The following is an 18624-nucleotide window of genomic DNA, read 5'->3' on the forward strand; positions in this document are numbered from 1 at the left end:
TCAAGCCACTGTCCTGCAGAAAACGCGGAGACAGATTGAATCGCCATGCTTTGCCCTAGTTTACCTGTCGTTGTCCAAGCGGTACTAACTTTCGCTGTCACGGTCCGATCTCACCAAGGGTGGTTCGGGTTTGGTTTATGCGGCCCGATCGCGCGTCATCGGTCGTCAGAGTCGGAGTATTCAGTTGACGACCTTTCGTGCGATCTTCTCGGCCGCAACCGTCGTGAGCCTCGCGGCTTTGCTGGCAGCCTGTGGGCAATCACCGGGTGGCGGCCCCTTGGCGGATGCGCCTCTCTCGGCCCCTACGTCGCCGGTCCAATCGAAGCCGCTCGGCGGCATCTCCTCGAGCCAGATCGGCAACGGGCCCGATAAGGTTGCGCTGATCCTCCCGCTGACGCAGAACGGCAACCCGAGCTCGATTGGCACGTCGCTCCGCAATGCGGCCGAACTGGCCTATGCCGAATCGGGCTCCAACGATCTCACGATTCTGGTGAAGGACGACCGATCGACCCCCGACGGCGCGCGGGACGCGACGCAGGCGGCCATCAATGAAGGTGCCGAACTGGTGCTCGGTCCGCTGTTCGCCGGGGATGTGCGCGAAGCCGCGCGGGTCGCCAAGGCGGCCAATCGCCCGGTGATCGGCTTTTCGACCGATACGGGTGCCGCATCGCACGGCGTCTATCTTCTCTCGTTCCTGATCGAGAGCTACGTCGACCGGATCGTCGATTATGCCGCCGCGCAGGGCAAGAAGTCCTTCGCGGCCCTCGTGCCGGAGAACGATTACGGCAATGTGGCGCTCGCCGAATTCCAGCAGGCCGCCGCTCGCCGCAATATCCGGGTGCAGGCGATCGAGCGCTATCAGCCCAGCACGCTGAATGCGGCCGTCGCCCGCATCGGCGCCAATCTCTCGCAGGTCGACGCGCTGTTCATTCCGGATCAGGCGGAGGCGATGCCGGCCGTAGCCCAGGCCTTGACCGCGAATGGCATCGATAGCCACAAGGTGCAGATCCTCGGCACCGGCATCTGGAACGACGCTCGCGTGTTGAAGCTGCCGGCGCTGCAGGGCGCCTGGTTCGCGACGCCGGAAAACACCGGCTTCAATGCTTTTGCGGCCCGCTATCGTGCCAAATTCGGCAGCGATCCCGCGCGTATCGCCACGCTGTCCTACGATTCCGTGTCGCTCGTCTCGGCCCTGGCCCGCACGCAAGGCTCGCAGCGCTTCGCCGAATCGACCCTGACCAATCCATCCGGCTTCAACGGGGCCGATGGCGTCTTCCGGTTCCGGGCCGAGGGTCCGAACGAGCGTGGCCTCGCGGTGCTGCAGATCAACAATGGCGCCGCCACCACGGTCAGCCCGGCGCCGCGTAGCTTCTCGGGTAACAACACGTAAAGTCAGAACGCATGGGCATCGACGTCGTCGCTGCCCTTTAGGCTGAACATGATCGCCTTCGTTGGGCCGCCGACCTCTACGCCGCGAGATCGGCCACGACGGCGTCGAGCACCGGAAACCCGTCCTTGGTGACGCGGATGCGGCCGGTCGCTGTCTTCTCGACCATGCCTTCCTCGACCAGCGACGACACGCGCGAGCGATCGAGCGGCCGACCGGCGAGCGTCTCATAGCGCGCCGGGTCGATGCCCTCGACGAGGCGCAGCCCCATCAGCAGAAATTCGTCGGCCTGTTCCTCCGGTGAGAGCGGCTCGTCCGAGATGATGCCGTGGCCTTCGCCCTCGACGACGGTGAGCCACATTTCGGGATGCCGCTCCGTCGAATGGGCGCGCCGGCCGTTCGGGGTCAACACACGCCCATGTGCGCCGGGACCGACCCCGGCATATTCGCCGTAGCGCCAATAAACGAGGTTGTGCCGCGACTCGGCGCCCGGCCGCGCATGATTGGAAATTTCATAGGCCGGGAGGCCGCGCTTTTCCGTCGTCTCCTGCGTCACGTCCCATAGCGCACGCGAGACGTCCTGATCGGGCATCTGCAACTTGCCGGCCCGGTAGAGCTTCTCGAACATCGTGTCGGGCTCGATCGTCAATTGATAGAGCGAGAGATGTTCGGCGGCGCGATCGATGGCGACGTCGAGTTCGGCTGCCCAGGCGGCAGGCGTCTGGCCCGGTCGCGCATAGATCAAATCGAAGGAGAAGCGCGAAAAGATGGACGCCGCGATGCCGACCGCCGCCATGGCTTCGTCGACGCTGTGAAGACGGCCGAGGGCCTTCAGGTCGGGATCGTTCATGGCTTGGACGCCGAGCGACACGCGATTGATCCCCGCAGCCCGATAGCCGCGAAATCGTGTGGCCTCGACGCTGGTCGGATTGGCCTCCAGCGTCACTTCGGTGTTCGGGTCAATGGTCCAATGGACCGCGATGGCGTCGAGGATGCCGGCCACGGTCTCGGGCCGCATCAGCGAGGGGGTGCCGCCGCCGAAGAAGATCGATTCCACAACGCGGCCGGGGGTCAACCGGGCGCGATGCGCGAGTTCAGTCTTGAACGCGCTGAGGAACCGCGTTTCGTCGACCGGCACTTGGCGGACATGGCTGTTGAAGTCGCAATAGGGGCATTTCGAGAGGCAGAACGGCCAATGGACGTAGATGCCGAAACCCGATTCGCCGTTTGATGGAAGAACGCTCATGCGCCCTTATGCCATGGAGCCGCCGCTATCGTCACGTCTCGACACGCAATCGTGAATGCGGCGTAAAACATGGCATCACCGGGCGGTAAACAGCTGTGCGGCGAGCAGCTGGAACGCCCGCGCCCGATGCGACAGCGCCTGCGAGCCGTCGATCGGAATGCCGTGTTTCTGCATTGCCGTCATCTCACCAAAGGTTTTGTCATGGCCGTCGGGTCGGAACATCGGATCGTAGCCAAAGCCCAAGATCCCGCGCGGTGGCACCGCCGTGCCGAAGACCTTGCCTTCGACGGTCAGGCGTTGACGATCCGGCCAAACCACCGACAAGGCCGCCACGAAATGAGCGCGGCGTTGCGCGTCACTCATCAAGCCGCGTTCGGTCAGCATGGCATCGATCCGCGCCATGACGGCCGGGAAATCGGCAGGCTTGCCCGCCCATCGCGCCGAATAGATGCCGGGATCGCCGCCGAGACCATCGACGCAAAGGCCCGAATCGTCGGCTAGAGCCGGCAAGCCCGAAGCGAGAGCGGCCGCCTCCGCTTTGAGTTCGGCATTGGCCACGAAGGTGGTGCCGGTCTCGTCGGGCTCGGGGAGGCCGAGGTCGCCCGCCGAAACGATCTCGATCGCATGCGGCGCGAAAAGATCGCGAAATTCGGCCACCTTGGCGGCATTGTGGGTTGCGAGGACGAGGCGTGTGATCGGGGGCATGAGCGGTCCAAAACAGGCGATGTCGATCACACGGTCTGGCACGAACCGGGCGGTTCAGGAAGCGCTGCCAACACGGAGAACCGCGGTGTGATCGCGATTGGCCGGGGTGCCGGCTTGCCCTAAGAACGACCGGCAAGGATCATCCGAGGAGCGACGAACGATATGGTGCGTGAACCGAACTCCCGGACGGGTGGCCAGATCCTCGTGGACCAATTGCTGGCGCAGGGCGTCGAGCACGTGTTCTGCGTGCCGGGCGAAAGCTATCTCGCGGTGCTCGACGCGTTGCACGACACCTCCATCGCCGTGACCGTGTGCCGCCAGGAGGCGGGTGCCGCCATGATGGCGGATGCGGCGGCCCGCCAGACCGGAAGGCCCGGTGTCGCCATGGTGACGCGTGGACCGGGAGCCACCAATGCGGCCCATGGTGTTCATATCGCCGAGCATGACTCGGTGCCGATGATCCTCTTCATCGGTCAGATCGAGCGCAGCATGCGCGGGCGAGGCGCGTTCCAGGAAATGGATTATCGCGCGTTCTTCGGTTCGACCGCCAAATGGGTGGTCGAGATCGATGATCCGGCCCGCATTCCCGAACTCGTGTCGCGTGCCTTCCACGTCGCCATGCAGGGTCGACCCGGCCCGGTCGTGATCGCCTTGCCGGAGGATATGCTGACCGAGGCCGCCGAGGTCGCCGATGCGCCCCGTGTCGAGCCGGTCTTGTCCTGGCCTGGGCCAACCCAGATGGCGGCGCTGCAACAGATGCTGTGGGCGGCCGAGCGGCCGATGCTCGTTCTCGGCGGCAGCGGCTGGAGCCGCAAGGCCTGCGCGTCGGTGGCGCGTTTCGTCGAGCGCTTCGATCTGCCGGTCGCGACGTCGTTTCGGCGTGCCGGATTGTTCGATGCCGATCACGCCAATTATGCCGGCGAGATCGGCATCGGGCCGAACCCGGCGCTGAAAGCGCGGATCGCCGCCGCCGACCTCGTGATCCTGACGGGACGCATGGCCGAAATGCCGTCGCAATCCTACACGCTGTTCGACGTTCCCGTCCCGGCGCAGCGGCTGGTTCATGTCCATCCCGGGGATGCGGAACTCGGCCGCGTCTATCATCCGACGCTGGGCATTCAGGCTTCGCCGCAAACCTTCGCGGCGGCTCTCGAGGGATTACAGCCACCGACCACAATCGGATGGCGCGAGACAGCCAAGCAGGCGCGCGCCGATTATCTGGCTTGGAGCGGCCCGGTCCCGCCACAGGGTTCGGGCGTCGACATGGGCGCGATCGTGCGGTCCTTGCGTGAGGTGCTGCCCGACGATGCGATCGTGACCAATGGGGCCGGCAATTACGCCATCTGGGTCGGGCGATTCTTTCGGTTCCGCCGGTTCGGCACGCAATTGGCACCGACGTCGGGCTCGATGGGCTATGGCGTGCCGGCCGCGGTCGCAGCCAAACGGCTGCATCCCGATCGGGTCGTCGTGGCTTTTTCAGGCGACGGCTGCTTCCTGATGAACGGTCAGGAATTCGCGACCGCCGTACAATATGCGGCCGCCATCATCGTGGTGGTGGTCGATAACGGCATGTATGGCACGATCCGCATGCATCAGGAGCGGGACTATCCCGCCCGCGTCACCGCTACGGCGCTGACCAACCCCGATTTCGCGGCTTACGCGCGAGCCTTCGGCGGCCATGGCGAAACCGTCGAGGCCACGGACGACTTTCAGCCGGCCTTCGCGCGGGCGCAGCAATCGGGTCTGCCATCCATCATCCACGTCAAGGTCGATCCCGAGGTCATCACCCCGGCCACGACCCTGTCGGCGATCCGCGACCGTGCCAGGCCATAAAGCCCGTGCGGTCCGTTTTGGATCAATCGGCGCTCGGGTCGTAGTCCATCGCGCCCGGGTGCGCGAAGGCGCTGGGTTGATGCACCCAATCGTCGAACGAGGGCGCATAGCGGGGCGCGTAGCCGAGCGCGGCCCCGGCCTGCATCCGTCGCGCAGCGATTTGCGCCGCGCGGTTGTGGTGACGCTGTTCGGCCCGCGCGTAACGGGTGTTCGAAACCGGTGAACCGGTTATCGAGATGCGGGCGCCCTCTGACCGGACGATCTGGTAGAGCAGCGCCGCATTGGCGGGCGCGAGACGAATGCAGCCGTGCGACGCCGGTGCGCCAAGCGACCCGGTCGCGTAGCTCCCATGGATTGCATAGCCGCCGCGGAAGAAGATCGAGTGGGGCATCGGCGAGTTATGATATTTATGCGAATAGTGCATGGCTTCGAGCCGCTGCACGCCATAGCTGCCGCGCGGTGTCACAAAGCCGCGCCGCGCCGAGGAAATCGGCCAATCGAAGTCGCCGGCCTCCGAGGAGACGTGCATGGTCTGCGTGGAAAGATCCACCTGGATCCGCGCGGCCTCGGCCTGGCTCGCGACCAAAAAGCCGAACATCACTGTCAAAAGTATCGCCACTATACGCACGGGGGAGCCCTCGCCGGTCGCCGGAACTGTCAAGTCCCGGCCATATTCGAGGTCGCGACCGCACTGTAAATGTCCGAATTTAAGTAAGGTTGACGGGGGTAAAATCGGCCCTCAGCCGCGGGTCCCACGCTGACGGTACGGCCGCGACGCCTCGACATTTACAGAGAACGTGCGACAAAGCCGCATGTCGCTTGATGTCGTCGATTTGCGCAGCTTCTATGCCGCGCCGCTGGGCCGGATCGCCCATCGGTATGTGGCCCGGACGTTGCGCGAGTGGTGGCCCAATACGACCGGCATGGCCGTGATCGGTCTCGGTTACGCGGTCCCGTATCTCGGTCAGTTCCGGGACGAGGCTGTGCGGGTCATCGGGTTGATGCCGGCCGAACAAGGCGTGCTGCATTGGCCCGGCACTGACGTCACCTCCACGGCCCTGGTCGAGCCCGCCTCCCTGCCGCTGCCGGATGGATGCATCGATCGGCTGGTCGTCGTCCACCTTCTCGAAGTGGCTGAACATCCGCGCGAGGTTCTCGACGAGATCTGGCGGGTGCTGGCTCCGGGTGGCCGGATGATCGTGGTGGCGCCGAACCGGCGCGGGTGGTGGGCGCGGGTCGATACGACGCCTTTCGGCTTTGGCCAACCCTTTTCAAAAAGCCAGTTGAACACGTTGCTGCGCGACACCCTCTTTTCGCCGGAACGGTTCGGCGAGGCGCTCTATGTGCCGCCGCTGCGGTTCCGCAGCGTGTGGCGTCTCGCCGCGATGTTCGAAGCCTGCGGCTGCTGGCTCGGCCTGCCCGGCGCGGGGCTGCATGTGGTCGAGGCCTCGAAGCAATTATATCGCCCGATCCCGTTGCGGAAAACGGCGAAACGCGGCATCCCCAAACTCGATCCCGTACTGGCGCCGGTCGCCGGTCGTCTCGCGCGTCGTTCACAGCCGTCCGGTCGCGACGGCAGCATTGCGCGTCGCACCGGATCGATCGAGCGGCAGCAGCGATAAGGCAGGAGAGCGGATATGGCCGAGGGTGGATTGATCGGGGTTCTGGCCCAGAGGCTTCGGGCTGGCGATCGGCTCGTCGCGGCCTGGTGCACAGCCGGTGACCCGAGCCTCGCCGAGGCGTTGATTCGTGCGGGCTACGACACCGCCGTGCTCGACATGCAGCATGGGGCTTTTACGGTGGAGACCGCGATCCGTGGCATCGCACAGGTGGCGCTCGCGGGCGCACCGGCGATCGTGCGGGTGCCGGTTGGCGATTTTGCGACGGCGTCCCGCATGCTGGACGCCGGCGCTGCGGGCGTGATCGCCCCGATGATCAATTCCGTGGCGGATGCCGAGACCTTCGTGTCATTCGCGAAATATCCGCCCGCCGGTGGTCGGAGTTGGGGACCGCACCGTGCCGTGCCGATGACGGGCCTCGATCCGGCCGGCTATTTCAAGGCCGCCAACGCCATCCATCTCGCGATCCCGATGATCGAGACCCGTGCGGCGCTCGACGCGCTGGACGGCATTTTGGCGGTCCCGGGTGTCGACGGAGTGTTTGTTGGCCCGGCAGACCTTTCGGTTGCGTTGAGTAACGGCGGCGGCGTCGATCCGACCAGCCGGGAGGTCGATGCGGCGCTCCGCCACATCGTGGCGCGAGCGGAAGCGGCGGGCAAATTCGCGTCGCTCTTCTGTGCCGATGGAGCCCTCGCGAAAGCCATGCTGGCGCGCGGCTTCCGGCTTTGCTCCGCGTCGACCGACATGATGCTGCTGCGTCAGGCGGCCGGCCAGGAACTCGGCGCAGCCCGCTAGTCGGACCAAAAGGTCGCGCCTCAGCCGAGAGCGGAGGCCGGAACCAAGCTCTCGTATCCGCATTGTCGATCGGAACAAGACGTGAACGAAGAGGATGTTATGACCGATCACAACCCGAAGCTCGACGAGCACCCCGGCTCGAACACGGTCAAGAACCCCGACGAGTGGACTTCGGGGGAAGATCCGATGACCGGGGCTCAAGCCTCTTACCTCAAGACCTTGTCGGAGGAGGCCAAGGATGGCGAAGGCTATGAAGACGGATTGAGCAAGGCCGAAGCTTCCAAGCGGATCGATGCGCTGAAATCCAAGCTCGGCCGGTAGGGGCGACGCTTAGGGGCGTTTTGGGGTCGGAAGCCCAAAGTTCCGCGCCAGAAACAAACCGCCATGCTCGAGCCCGGCGCCATCGATGCCGTGGCCGACCCCCAGCGATAAATGCCATTCTGCGGGAATGTTGGCTTTGCCGAGATGATCGGCCGAGTCGAACAACGCCTCAAGCGGGATCACTTGGTCGGCGTCGCCATGAACCAAGAGGATAGGCGGCGTTGCGCCTTTGGCCGTGCGCGCCGTGGCTTCGTCGAGATGCTCCGGGCCGACCAACAAGCCCGAATAGCCGATGATCGAGGCTGGAGCCCGTCGGCGCCGGAGTCCGGTATGCAGCGCCATCATGGTGCCTTGGCTGAACCCGACCAGCGCGAGCTTACTGTCGTCGAGGTTGTGTGTTGCAAGTTCGGCGTCGAGAAAGGCGTCAAGACCGGGCCTAGCCTTCACGACGCCGCGCCAGCGCTCGCCCGGGTCGCGGGACGTCAGATCGAACCATTGTCGCCCGGTTGGCGACTGGACGCAGCGCTCGGGCGCGTTCGGGGCCACGAAGGCGGCATCGGGCAGCCAGTGCTGCCACTGCCGCCCAATCTCGATGAGGTCGCGCCCATCGGCGCCATACCCGTGCAGGAAAACCACGAGCTGCCGGGCAAGGCCGGATTTGGGGTTGAGGCGGGGGCCGTCGATCGGAAGCGTCATACTGATCCAGTCGCGTGAGAAACCATTAGAGAGGCGCGAGGCTCATGCCGTCGCGTCCCTCTTTGATGATGCGATAATAGGCCCAAAGCACGCGGGCCGCGACGCCGCGATGGGGCCGCCAGCGATCACCGATCCGGTCGAGTTCCGCCGTGGTCGGACGCGTCTCGAGGGTCAGGGCGACTTTTGCGGCCTCTTGCAACGCAATATCCCCGGCCGGCCAAGCATCGGGATGACCCAGGCAGAAGAGTAGGAAAATATTGGCGCTCCAGGGCCCGATCCCTTTGACGGCGACGAGCGCCCGGTGCGCCTCCTCGGCCGGCATGCAGCCGAGTGTTGCCAACGGCAATCTGCCGGATGCCACAGCCTCGGCGGCGGCGCGCAGAGCGCGGATCTTGGCGCCGGACAAGCCAACGTTGCGCAGATCCTCGTCGCTGGCGGCGAGCAGCTGTGGCGCTTCGAGGGGCACGATTGCGCTCTGGAGCCGCCTGAAGATCGCTTGCGCGCTTGTGGTCGACACCTGCTGCGACACGATGATGAAGGCGAGGCCGACAAAACCCGGTTCACGCAGGCGGAGTGGCGGATGCGCCCCAGCCGCGATCAGCGGGTCGATCACAAGCGGATCGATCGCCCGGAGAGCCGCAAGCCCGCGATCCAAAGCCTCCTGGCCGTCGATGACGGGACCGATCCCGTAGGTTGGTGTCGCATCCTTCGCAGGAGACCGCGCGCGTCGACCCGTCCGCTGCGATTCGGTCGCCTGATCTCGTGATTCGGCAGCAGGAGGAGCGTGATCTTTAGAGGGCATGGCGACATCACTGAGGGGTGGTGGGCGCCGCACCATAGCTTGCGGAGCCCGACGAGGCACGCCATCATCATGCCCAGGATGACGATCCCGTCCCGCCCTCTCGTTCGCTTCGCGCCGTCCCCGAATGGCTTCCTTCATCTGGGGCATGCCTATTCGGCCTTGCTGAACGCCCGCCTCGTGGCCGCGTCGAGCGGCGATATTATGCTGCGGATAGAGGATCTCGACACGGAGCGCTGTACGCCCGCTTTCGCGACCGCGATCGAAACCGACCTCGCGTGGCTTGGACTTGTTTGGACCAAGCCGGTCCGGCACCAGTCGCGACACTTGCCGATTTATGAAGCGGCGCTGGATCGGCTTGCGGCCCGCAACCTCCTCTATCCTTGTTTCTGCAGCCGGGGCGATATCGCAAGCGCGATCGAGGGGCGAACCGATTGGCCGCTCGATCCCGATGGTTCACCGCTCTATCCGGGCACCTGCCGCCATCTTGATGCGGCCAAAGTGGCGCGCCGTCTCGCCGACCACGCCGACCAGCAGCCCTTCTGCCTCCGGATCGATGGAGCAGCGGCTCGAGAGGCGGTGCGCGACGATCTCGGCTGGACGGAATATCGCGAGGGCGATGTTCCGTTTGTCCACGTCGCCGCGCCTGAACTTTGGGGCGATGCGGTGCTGCGCCGGAAGGCCATCCCGGCGAGTTATCATCTCGCGGTCGTGGTCGACGACGCTCTGCAAGGCATCACCGACGTGATACGCGGGGAGGATCTGCTGGAGGCCACCAGCCTGCACCGGCTGCTGCAAGAGTTGCTCGGTTTGCCGGCGCCATCCTACCGCCATCACGCTCTGGTGCGCGACGCCGAGGGTCACAAGCTCTCGAAAAGCCGTGGGTCGCCGAGCCTGCGGGATCTGCGCCAGAGGGGTGCTTCGCCAACCGATCTCATCGAGACACTCGGCCTTTCGGTCTGACGTCCGCGGCGCTCAACCCGGCGGAAGGGCGGCTTGTGGTCCAGCCCCGGCGGCGGCGCGATCGAGCGCATCGAGGACGAGCGTGGGGCTCAGCAATTCCGGCAGCGGCTCGCCGGTGGGTCGGGCCGGCCCGTAGACCACATCCATTGGAATGCCGTAGCGCCCGAAGCCGCGCAGATAGGCCGCGATGGCGGGATCGGGTCGGCTCCAATCGGCGCGCATGCGGACAACATTCCGCTGGTCGATCCTGGTCGCGACCTCGGTGCGATCGAGGGCCGTCAGATCGTTGATCTTGCAGGTGAGGCACCACGTTGCCGTGACGTCGACCAAGACAGTGCGGCCTTCTGCGACGAGACCCGGCAAGGCAGCGGGATCGAAGGCTTGCCACTGCTGCCGCTCCGGCGCCTGACGCGGCGCCGCCGTGGACCATGCGGCTGCCGCGAGCGGGGCCAGCACAAGAACGGTCGTGACGGCCGTGATCCAGCTCCGATTGAGACCCGGCCGACGGGCCACGACGGCTCGAAAGAGCAGCAAGGCGATCATCAGGCCCAGGACCGCACCGGCAACTCGCCCACCCGCCGTGCTCCAGAGCACGACCAGCAGCCAAGCCGCCGTTCCGAGCAGGAGAAAGCCAAGTGCCGTGCGAAGGCCGACCATCCAAGGCCCCGGTCGCGGAACCCAACGGACCAAGCGAGGGAACGCGGCGATCGCGCCATAGGGGAGCGCCATCCCGACCCCGAGGCAAAGAAAGACGGCAACGATCTCGATCGGCCCCTGCGCGAGCGCGAAGCCGACAGCGGTGCCCACAAACGGGGCGGAGCATGGCGTTGCCAACAGGGTCGCGAAGGCTCCGGTCAGGAATGCTTCGACCAGTGGCTGACCGGATCGCCGGGATCCGGCGGATGTCATCAGAGCGCTGGGAAGTCCGATCGCCACCCAGTCGAAGAGGCTTGCGGCAAACAGCACCGTCAAGCTCGCCATTCCGGCCAGAAACCAGGGTTGTTGGAACTGGATCCCCCAGCCCAGCGACGCGCCGGACCATTGCAGCCCGATGAGAACGGCCGCAAGCGCGAGGAATGATGCGATGACGCCCGATGCCGTCGCCAGAAGGCTCATTCGCATGGCGCGCCGCCCGACTCCGGCGTGACGGACGAGGCCCATCAGCTTGATCGAGAGCACCGGCAGCACGCAGGGCATCAGGTTGAGGATGAGCCCGCCGAACAGGGCTGATAGCAACGCGGCCCCCCACGAGAGTGTGCGGTTTGGCGTCGACGCTATGACGTGAGGCTGAGCAGCGTCCTGAGCGGTAGCGAGGGTGGGGGGCTGAGACGGGACAAGCCCGACGGGCGCGCCGAAACTCGTCGCTCGGGAGCCATCCGTCAGCGTGAGGGTGAGCGCCTCGATCGGGGGAGACGTGGGCCCGAGCGCGACGGTCAGGCGTGCGGTCCGGCCGTCGTCGGTCAGGCTGACCTCCGGCGCTGCGGGAAGGCCCCCACCCGCGCCTTCGACGAAAAGATCGGGACGTCGAAACGGTTCTGCGTTGCTTTTGAGAGTGACGACCAGCGATGCGGCGCCCCCGCTCGCCACGATGCCGGTATTCACAACCTCGATGCCGGCCGATCCCGGCGCTCCCGGGACCTTGGCGCGGGCCGCGACAAGCAGCGGCGCTTCTGCTGCGGCGCGAGTCTCCGGCCCAGCCGGAAGCGGAAGGCTCAGTTCGGCCTGGAACGGAACACAGACGTTGGAACAGGCCGTGTAACCCACGGAAGCGTGAAGGGTGGCCGCCTCGCCCGGTCGCTCGAGCACAAGCGAGACGGGGAGGATGACATCGCCCTCGTAGACGCTGTTCTGCAACCCCTCCACGACGAGGCGGATCGGCGCCGGCCAGGCGATCTCGCCACGCCTGACATTGTCGGAGGTCGACCAGTCGACGACCGGAGGAAGGCCGGCATCGCCCGGTGTCCGCCAATAGCCATGCCAGCCCGGCGCGAAGCGGAACTCCAGCCCTGCCTCGACAGTCGCGCTTTGGCCCACTCGGTCGTCGCGCGTGATCAGCCGGACGGCCGCATGAGCGTCGCCGACCCATGGGGTCGAGGCCGCACGGGCGGCCGTTGCCGCAAGCTGGAGCGTCATCACGGCGAGACCAACGCTTAGCATGGCGGCCGATGGGCGAAGCCGGGTCGTGATCACGGTTGCGCCGCCGCTTACGAAGCGTCGCCGAGCCGCGTCGCTCCAACGATCCGACCATCGGGCGCTTCCAAAATCACCGCGACGTCCTGGCCGACCGGCAACGCCGCGTTTAAGGTCACCGGTGCGCCGGACCATTGGCCGACGGGGCGGATCGACCGGACGATGTTGGATTCCGTGAGGGTCCGCCCGGTGTTTTCGCCGCGCCCGACTGCGGTGCGATGCTCGGTATCAAAGCCGATCAGCAGGAGGCGACCCGTTCCGCTGCCGGCGCCGACCGCGATCGATATCTGTCCATCCTGGCGACTGACGCTGACCGACGCCGCCGTTCGGTTCTGCCGCGCCTCGCGAATGGCCGCTCCAACGGCGCCGCGCTCCGAGCCGACGAAACCATGTGCACCATCGACGACCATTTCAGGCGTGTAGGAGCCGTCTCCGAACCGGCTTCCATACCGGGCTTGGCGCTGCGTGGCGGCATCCAGCGAAAAGGGATCGCGCCATCCGAGGCCGTTCCAGTAGGTCACGTGGAACGCGAGGGGGAGAACGTCTCGACCGGCATGCGACAGGTCGGTCAAATAGGCATCAGCCGGAGGGCAGGAGGAGCATCCCTCCGAGGTGAATAATTCGACCACGACGGGTCGTTCGGCCGCCAAGGCGGCGGCGGGCAGCAGAAGGAGAGCGAAACCGGAGGCGAAGAGACGCGACAGCATGGCGATACTCCAAGGTTCGGCGACATGGGGTTGAGAGCGACTCGAGGGGGCCGGCGATCGCGGGTTATCGTCGCCGGCAATCATCATTCGCTCGGCCACGGCGCCCGGTTACTCACCACCAAAGCCGCAACGCTCATCTCGCAAGCGCCGCCTAATCGGCCGCTTCAGTTCGAGGCGCGCTTCTGGCTGGTCTGGATGGCGGTCGGGGCGCTGGCGATCAACGCATCGATCCGATCATGCTCGCGCTTGAAGTCCGGAAGCAGGCGAGCCGACACCGACTGGGTCCGGTCGAGTTTCACCCGCATCGGATCGACGAAGTGACCATTGACGATCACCTCGTAGTGAAGATGCGGACCTGTCGCGAGCCCGGTCTGCCCAAGGTAGCCGATCACCTGACCCTGGCGGACCTTGACGCCGTCGGTAATGCCCCGGGCGAAGCCCACCATATGCGAATAGGTCGTGATGTAGCCGTTGGCGTGCTGAATCTCGACATGGTTGCCATAGCTCGACGAGCGCTCGGCTTTCAGCACTGTGCCGCTGCCGGCTGCCAGGATTGGCGTTCCAACCGGCGCGGCCCAGTCGACGCCGGTATGGGGTCGCGTATAGCCCAGCACCGGATGGAACCGCACGCCGAACCCGGACGTGAAGATGCCGGTCGGCACCGGCTTGCGGATCAGGAATTTCCGGACCGACCGGCCGGCATCGTCGTAATAATCCGGCGTCGGATCGTCAGGCGATTGATACCGATAATAGCGGAAGATGTCGTCGCGAACCGTCAGCGAGGCAAAGAGCAGATCTTGGCGTCCGTCGCCGTCGTCGCCGTTCGAATAGAAGGCGTCGAAGCTATCGCCTCCCTCGACGGCCTGCTGAAAGTCGACATCGTTGGAGAAGATACGGATCATCTGCTCGATGATCGGCAGGGGAATCTGCTGTTTGAGCGCCGTTTGATAGATGCTGTCGTAGAGCCGCATCCCGCCGCTGTCGCCCGGTTCGTCATTGCTGGCCTGCGCCGCTGCCGGTTGGCGCGGGGCGGCAGCCTCGACTTTGACGTAATGTCCGGCATCGTCGAGCGCGATCGTGGTCTCGAGCGTCTCGTCGAGATAGACCGAGACACGCGCGATTTGTTTGGACGCCTGTTGTCCATCGACGCTCGCCAGCAGCAACCGCACCCGGCGTCCCTCGCCGACCGGCGGCTCGCCGCGCTTGGCCCCGAACGCATCAACGATGGCGCGGACCTGCTCGCGGGTGGCTCCATTGGCTCTCAGAACGTCGTCGATTGTATCGCCATGATGCAGCACGACGAGCCGCTCCTCGGACTGAAAGGCATCATGCGGCGTTTCGGATCGATGCATCACGGTGACGTTTTCGGGCACCATCCTGACCTCGATCGACGAGAAGGGGCTGCCCAGCGTGTTGGCATTCGCATAAGCCAATCCGCCGGTCGGGTCACTTCCGGCGCGGCTGGTCCGCATCAGCAGCAATTGCGGCGGGAGCGGGATCGGCGGACGATTGCCGGAGGCCAACGCGGCCTTCGCTTGCTGGTCGACCTGGGAGACGACCTCGGCGAGCGACAACGCACCGGAAAAGAGGCTCGGGTCGGCATCGGTGATGTCGTGGGTCACGAACGAGACCTCGGCCGCATCGAGGACGGGACCAGGATCGGCGGGCGCATCCGGGGCGTTCGGCGCATCGACGGAGAGCAGCTTCAGCGGGTTGAACGGCGGGACCTCATCGGCCAGATCGGTCGGGGTCGTCGTCAGGGTCGTGGCCACGTGGGTGTAGCCACGCAGCTTGATGATCTGTTTGTCGCCGATATTGACGGTGGTGGGCGCTCTAAACGTCTGCTTCTCGGCCACGATATCGACCGTCTTCAGCAGGCGATCGCCACGCCGAAGTCCCGTCGTCGCGTCGTCGGCTGAAGCTTTGGCCGTCAACGAGGCGAATTCCGGCGGTCGCGCGAAGGTGGCTTGCCGGTCGAGCGCGGCATAGATGGCGGTTCCGATCAGCAACGACCCTGCGAGCCCGGTCAGGATCGTGGCCGCGAGCCAGCGCTTGGAAATGGACCGCCGCTCGTGTCGCAGCGTCCGGCGGCCGAGGGCCTCGATGGGCGGGTCGACGCCGAGATCGAGGGCCGGATAAGCAAAGGAGTTACGATACGATGTGCCGGCGTCCTCCCCCACGTCGTGTTCCTTGATTAAACGCAACCGATCGTCCGACGTTCACGAGCGCGACGATGGCGGTCGCGTGACGTTTGGAGCCATCATGTCCTATGCGGTCCGCGCGGCGTGGTAAACCTCGACGGCCTGCGTGGTGCTCGGTGCGTCCTGACACCCGCGTAAGAATGCAGCTCAGAAGCCAGCGCAAGATGGCCCAAATGTGATGCGACGAGGCGAGACGCCGAGGGGCGTCCCGGGTCCTCCTGTCTGTCATTTTTATGTGATTTAGGGAGTTGACAGGCTCGGCGGCTTTCCCTAGAAGACGGTCATCGACGGCGGGGCCAACGAGGTTTGGTTCTGCGGCGGCGATGATCCATCTTCTGCATTATTTTGTAGGGGTAGCGACCGGGTAGGGCCCTGGGGTGCTGGATTTTGTCGTTTGGGTATTTTGGTCTTTGGGCTGGGGTGCTTTTCGTCTTGAGTTTCGCTGTTTGACATTTGAATCGGAAGAAAGAGAAACGTAGGCGGCGTCTGATATCCTTGCGGATCGAGCAATCGATCGAATGGGATAATCTGGCGGTCTACGTTACATCTGGGTTTCTTGGGATTTGGCTTAGTTTTGCTAGGTTGGGTTTTGAGAGATCTGGGTTACTCGTCAAGAGAGACCTCTGTGAAGGGGTGTAATGATGACTTAGCCGGAGCAAATTCTCTGTGGTTTCTTTATTGAAGCCTACAACTTGAGAGTTTGATCCTGGCTCAGAACGAACGCTGGCGGCAGGCTTAACACATGCAAGTCGAACGCACCGCAAGGTGAGTGGCAGACGGGTGAGTAACACGTGGGAACATACCCTTCGGTTCGGAATAACTTGGGGAAACTTAAGCTAATACCGAATACGGCCTGAGGGCGAATGATTTATCGCCGAAGGAATGGCCCGCGTCCGATTAGCTAGTTGGTGTTGGTAACGGCTCACCAAGGCGACGATCGGTAGCTGGTCTGAGAGGATGACCAGCCACATTGGGACTGAGACACGGCCCAAACTCCTACGGGAGGCAGCAGTGGGGAATATTGGACAATGGGCGCAAGCCTGATCCAGCCATGCCGCGTGAGTGATGAAGGCCTTAGGGTTGTAAAGCTCTTTCGCACGCGACGATAATGACGGTAGCGTGAGAAGAAGCCCCGGCTAACTTCGTGCCAGCAGCCGCGGTAATACGAAGGGGGCTAGCGTTGTTCGGATTAACTGGGCGTAAAGGGCGCGTAGGCGGGTTTTTAAGTCAGAGGTGAAATCCCAAGGCTCAACCTTGGAACTGCCTTTGATACTGGAAGTCTTGAGTCCGGGAGAGGTGAGTGGAACTGCGAGTGTAGAGGTGAAATTCGTAGATATTCGCAAGAACACCAGTGGCGAAGGCGGCTCACTGGCCCGGTACTGACGCTGAGGCGCGAAAGCGTGGGGAGCAAACAGGATTAGATACCCTGGTAGTCCACGCCTTAAACGATGGGTGCTAGCCGTTAGGCTGCTTGCAGCTTAGTGGCGCAGTTAACACTTTAAGCACCCCGCCTGGGGAGTACGGTCGCAAGATTAAAACTCAAAGGAATTGACGGGGGCCCGCACAAGCGGTGGAGCATGTGGTTTAATTCGAAGCAACGCGCAGAACCTTACCAGCTTTTGACATGTCCAGTATGGTTTTCAGAGATGAGATCCTTCCCGCAAGGGGCTGGAACACAGGTGCTGCATGGCTGTCGTCAGCTCGTGTCGTGAGATGTTGGGTTAAGTCCCGCAACGAGCGCAACCCACGTCCTTAGTTGCCATCATTCAGTTGGGCACTCTAGGGAGACTGCCGGTGATAAGCCGAGAGGAAGGTGTGGATGACGTCAAGTCCTCATGGCCCTTACAGGCTGGGCTACACACGTGCTACAATGGCGGTGACAATGGGATGCTACGGGGCGACCCCGCGCAAATCTCAAAAAGCCGTCTCAGTTCGGATTGCACTCTGCAACTCGAGTGCATGAAGTTGGAATCGCTAGTAATCGTGGATCAGCACGCCACGGTGAATACGTTCCCGGGCCTTGTACACACCGCCCGTCACACCATGGGAGTTGGTTTTACCCGAAGGCGTTTCGCTAACCGCAAGGGGGCAGGCGACCACGGTAGGGTCAGCGACTGGGGTGAAGTCGTAACAAGGTAGCCGTAGGGGAACCTGCGGCTGGATCACCTCCTTTCTAAGGATGGCTGTTCAGACGATCCTGGTTTTCGGACCGGGTGGCGCTCTTCGGCTGTTTTAGAATCAACGACCAGTCATGGTCGGCAATGCGGGATGTCGGCGCCGTCTAACGTTTCTCTTTCTTCCATTGATATGCGGGACCGCTGGTCCGGTTTGAGGCCTCTGTCGCAAGATGGGTTGTCTCGCTGGGCGGCGGGGATCAGGTTCGGGCTTGTAGCTCAGTTGGTTAGAGCGCGCGCTTGATAAGCGTGAGGTCGGAAGTTCAAGTCTTCCCAGGCCCACCATGTTGACGTTGAGGCCGGGGCGGTTTGGCTGTTGGCTTTGATGGAACGGAACGGGGCCTTAGCTCAGCTGGGAGAGCGCCTGCTTTGCAAGCAGGATGTCGTCGGTTCGATCCCGTCAGGCTCCACCATTCGCTTTGGCCGACGTTGGGTTGGCCGAGGCTGAGCGATCCGCATATCGGAAAAAGTTTTGCTTGGGGCTTGATCCTTTGGGGTCTGCTGCAGGCGGGTTGTTTAACATTGTGAAGAGGGAATGCATCCGAACGTTTGGGGCGCATGCTGATCGTGGTGGGGTTTTGACCCTGGGCGAGCGGCGGATATGCGTGTCGAACCGACGGCCTTTGGGCCGTGTCCTATCAGCTTGACCGCAGGTGGGGATGTTGGATGTGTTTGAAGCAAAAAATGGTCTTTAAAGACGGATCGATGCTTTGACTGGGTTGGTGGATCGTCCGCAAGGATGGATTGGCCGATCTGGTGACGCATGCGTGTTGTGAGGGGTCTGCCGAGGCTCTGTTCGTGACGGCTCTTGAGTGAGCGACGCTGTAACCCACGCGATAAACAGCTGTGCTTTGGCGCAGGCGGGGTGAGCATTGATAATGAGAGCGATCAAGTGCCTTAAGGGTATCTGGTGGATGCCTTGGCGCTGAGAGGCGATGAAGGACGTGGTACGCTGCGATAAGGTTTGGGGAGCCGCGAACGGGCTTTG

Annotated in this window: 14 protein-coding genes, 2 tRNA genes and 2 rRNA genes (1 of these 18 running past the window's edge); 10 read left to right on the forward strand and 8 right to left on the reverse strand. The window is 64.0% G+C overall.

The features are described 5' to 3' along the window. Positions 1 to 184: 184 nt before the first annotated feature. Entirely contained in the window at positions 185 to 1390 is a 1206-nt protein-coding gene (locus EY713_RS07045) for a penicillin-binding protein activator (protein ID WP_227398876.1), read from the forward strand. A gap of 76 nt (positions 1391 to 1466) precedes the next feature. Here EY713_RS07045 and hemW read toward each other — a convergent pair whose 3' ends face one another. Together hemW and EY713_RS07055 are read right to left on the reverse strand one after the other, a co-directional pair. Further along, a complete protein-coding gene (gene hemW / locus EY713_RS07050) occupies positions 1467 to 2633 on the reverse strand; it encodes a radical SAM family heme chaperone HemW (RefSeq protein ID WP_131114188.1) in 1167 nt (388 codons plus the stop codon). Between the two features lie 75 nt (positions 2634 to 2708). Then, positions 2709 to 3338: a non-canonical purine NTP pyrophosphatase gene (locus tag EY713_RS07055; protein WP_131114189.1), complete on the reverse strand. Its 630-nt coding sequence runs from the start codon at positions 3336 to 3338 to the stop codon at positions 2709 to 2711. 162 nt (positions 3339 to 3500) lie between these two features. Between EY713_RS07055 and EY713_RS07060 the strand changes: the two genes are divergently transcribed. Further along, entirely contained in the window at positions 3501 to 5171 is a 1671-nt protein-coding gene (locus EY713_RS07060; RefSeq protein WP_425374342.1) for a thiamine pyrophosphate-binding protein, read from the forward strand. A 22-nt stretch (positions 5172 to 5193) separates the two neighbouring features. On the opposite strand, the gene EY713_RS07065 is transcribed toward EY713_RS07060, so the two are convergent. Then, positions 5194 to 5832, reverse strand: a complete 639-nt coding sequence (locus EY713_RS07065) for a L,D-transpeptidase (RefSeq protein WP_342635980.1) — start codon at positions 5830 to 5832, stop codon at positions 5194 to 5196. 151 nt (positions 5833 to 5983) lie between these two features. Here EY713_RS07065 and EY713_RS07070 point away from each other — a divergent pair, with 151 nt between their 5' ends. From EY713_RS07070 to EY713_RS07080, 3 genes are all read left to right on the forward strand, one after another. After that, positions 5984 to 6793: a class I SAM-dependent methyltransferase gene (locus EY713_RS07070; protein ID WP_131114190.1), complete on the forward strand. Its 810-nt coding sequence runs from the start codon at positions 5984 to 5986 to the stop codon at positions 6791 to 6793. Between the two features lie 15 nt (positions 6794 to 6808). Next, positions 6809 to 7585 carry an HpcH/HpaI aldolase family protein gene (locus EY713_RS07075; protein WP_131114191.1) on the forward strand — a complete coding sequence of 259 codons (777 nt, stop codon included), beginning with the start codon at positions 6809 to 6811 and terminating at the stop codon, positions 7583 to 7585. A 99-nt stretch (positions 7586 to 7684) separates the two neighbouring features. Next, positions 7685 to 7906 (forward strand): DUF3072 domain-containing protein, encoded by a 222-nt coding sequence (locus EY713_RS07080; RefSeq protein WP_131114192.1) that lies wholly within the window; start codon positions 7685 to 7687, stop codon positions 7904 to 7906. A 9-nt stretch (positions 7907 to 7915) separates the two neighbouring features. Here the strand turns inward: EY713_RS07080 and EY713_RS07085 are convergent, their stop codons facing one another. Together EY713_RS07085 and EY713_RS07090 are read right to left on the reverse strand one after the other, a co-directional pair. Further along, positions 7916 to 8602, reverse strand: coding sequence for an alpha/beta hydrolase (locus EY713_RS07085; protein WP_131114193.1), 687 nt, complete (start codon positions 8600 to 8602; stop codon positions 7916 to 7918). 25 nt (positions 8603 to 8627) lie between these two features. Continuing rightward, entirely contained in the window at positions 8628 to 9404 is a 777-nt protein-coding gene (locus EY713_RS07090) for a DNA-3-methyladenine glycosylase family protein (protein ID WP_131114194.1), read from the reverse strand. Positions 9405 to 9473: 69 nt separating this feature from the next. On the opposite strand from EY713_RS07090, the gene gluQRS reads away from it, so the two are divergent. Next, positions 9474 to 10364 carry a tRNA glutamyl-Q(34) synthetase GluQRS gene (gene gluQRS / locus EY713_RS07095; protein WP_342635981.1) on the forward strand — a complete coding sequence of 297 codons (891 nt, stop codon included), beginning with the start codon at positions 9474 to 9476 and terminating at the stop codon, positions 10362 to 10364. Positions 10365 to 10376: 12 nt separating this feature from the next. On the opposite strand, the gene EY713_RS07100 is transcribed toward gluQRS, so the two are convergent. The 3 genes from EY713_RS07100 to EY713_RS07110 form a co-directional block, all read right to left on the reverse strand. After that, positions 10377 to 12554: a protein-disulfide reductase DsbD family protein gene (locus tag EY713_RS07100; protein WP_245572923.1), complete on the reverse strand. Its 2178-nt coding sequence runs from the start codon at positions 12552 to 12554 to the stop codon at positions 10377 to 10379. A 14-nt stretch (positions 12555 to 12568) separates the two neighbouring features. Further along, positions 12569 to 13261 carry a DUF1223 domain-containing protein gene (locus EY713_RS07105; RefSeq protein WP_131114195.1) on the reverse strand — a complete coding sequence of 231 codons (693 nt, stop codon included), beginning with the start codon at positions 13259 to 13261 and terminating at the stop codon, positions 12569 to 12571. A 164-nt stretch (positions 13262 to 13425) separates the two neighbouring features. Further along, on the reverse strand, positions 13426 to 15441 hold the full coding sequence (locus EY713_RS07110; RefSeq protein WP_131114196.1) for a M23 family metallopeptidase: 2016 nt from the start codon (positions 15439 to 15441) through the stop codon (positions 13426 to 13428). 709 nt (positions 15442 to 16150) lie between these two features. On the opposite strand from EY713_RS07110, the gene EY713_RS07115 reads away from it, so the two are divergent. The 4 genes from EY713_RS07115 to EY713_RS07130 all read left to right on the forward strand — a co-directional run. Further along, positions 16151 to 17635 (forward strand): 16S ribosomal RNA (locus EY713_RS07115). A 209-nt stretch (positions 17636 to 17844) separates the two neighbouring features. Further along, a tRNA-Ile gene (locus tag EY713_RS07120) sits at positions 17845 to 17921 on the forward strand. 52 nt (positions 17922 to 17973) lie between these two features. Continuing rightward, a tRNA-Ala gene (locus EY713_RS07125) sits at positions 17974 to 18049 on the forward strand. Between the two features lie 473 nt (positions 18050 to 18522). Then, a 23S ribosomal RNA gene (locus tag EY713_RS07130) occupies positions 18523 to 18624 on the forward strand (it continues 2716 nt past the right edge of the window). The 16S and 23S rRNA genes sit together here with 2 tRNA genes alongside, the layout of an rRNA operon.

This window comes from Lichenihabitans psoromatis (assembly GCF_004323635.1).
Taxonomy (GTDB): Bacteria; Pseudomonadota; Alphaproteobacteria; order Rhizobiales; family Beijerinckiaceae; genus Lichenihabitans; species Lichenihabitans psoromatis.

Bases quoted from the DNA above. Each gene is read 5' to 3' on its own strand.
- EY713_RS07060 (WP_425374342.1), top strand. From the start codon at position 3,501: ATGGTGCGTGAACCGAACTCCCGGACGGGTGGCCAGATCCTCGTGGAC.
- gluQRS (WP_342635981.1), top strand. From the start codon at position 9,474: ATGCCCAGGATGACGATCCCGTCCCGCCCTCTCGTTCGCTTCGCGCCG.
- EY713_RS07085 (WP_131114193.1), bottom strand. From the start codon at position 8,602: ATGACGCTTCCGATCGACGGCCCCCGCCTCAACCCCAAATCCGGCCTT.
- EY713_RS07080 (WP_131114192.1), top strand. From the start codon at position 7,685: ATGACCGATCACAACCCGAAGCTCGACGAGCACCCCGGCTCGAACACG.
- EY713_RS07105 (WP_131114195.1), bottom strand. From the start codon at position 13,261: ATGCTGTCGCGTCTCTTCGCCTCCGGTTTCGCTCTCCTTCTGCTGCCC.
- EY713_RS07055 (WP_131114189.1), bottom strand. From the start codon at position 3,338: ATGCCCCCGATCACACGCCTCGTCCTCGCAACCCACAATGCCGCCAAG.
- EY713_RS07090 (WP_131114194.1), bottom strand. From the start codon at position 9,404: ATGCCCTCTAAAGATCACGCTCCTCCTGCTGCCGAATCACGAGATCAG.
- hemW (WP_131114188.1), bottom strand. From the start codon at position 2,633: ATGAGCGTTCTTCCATCAAACGGCGAATCGGGTTTCGGCATCTACGTC.
- EY713_RS07070 (WP_131114190.1), top strand. From the start codon at position 5,984: ATGTCGCTTGATGTCGTCGATTTGCGCAGCTTCTATGCCGCGCCGCTG.
- EY713_RS07075 (WP_131114191.1), top strand. From the start codon at position 6,809: ATGGCCGAGGGTGGATTGATCGGGGTTCTGGCCCAGAGGCTTCGGGCT.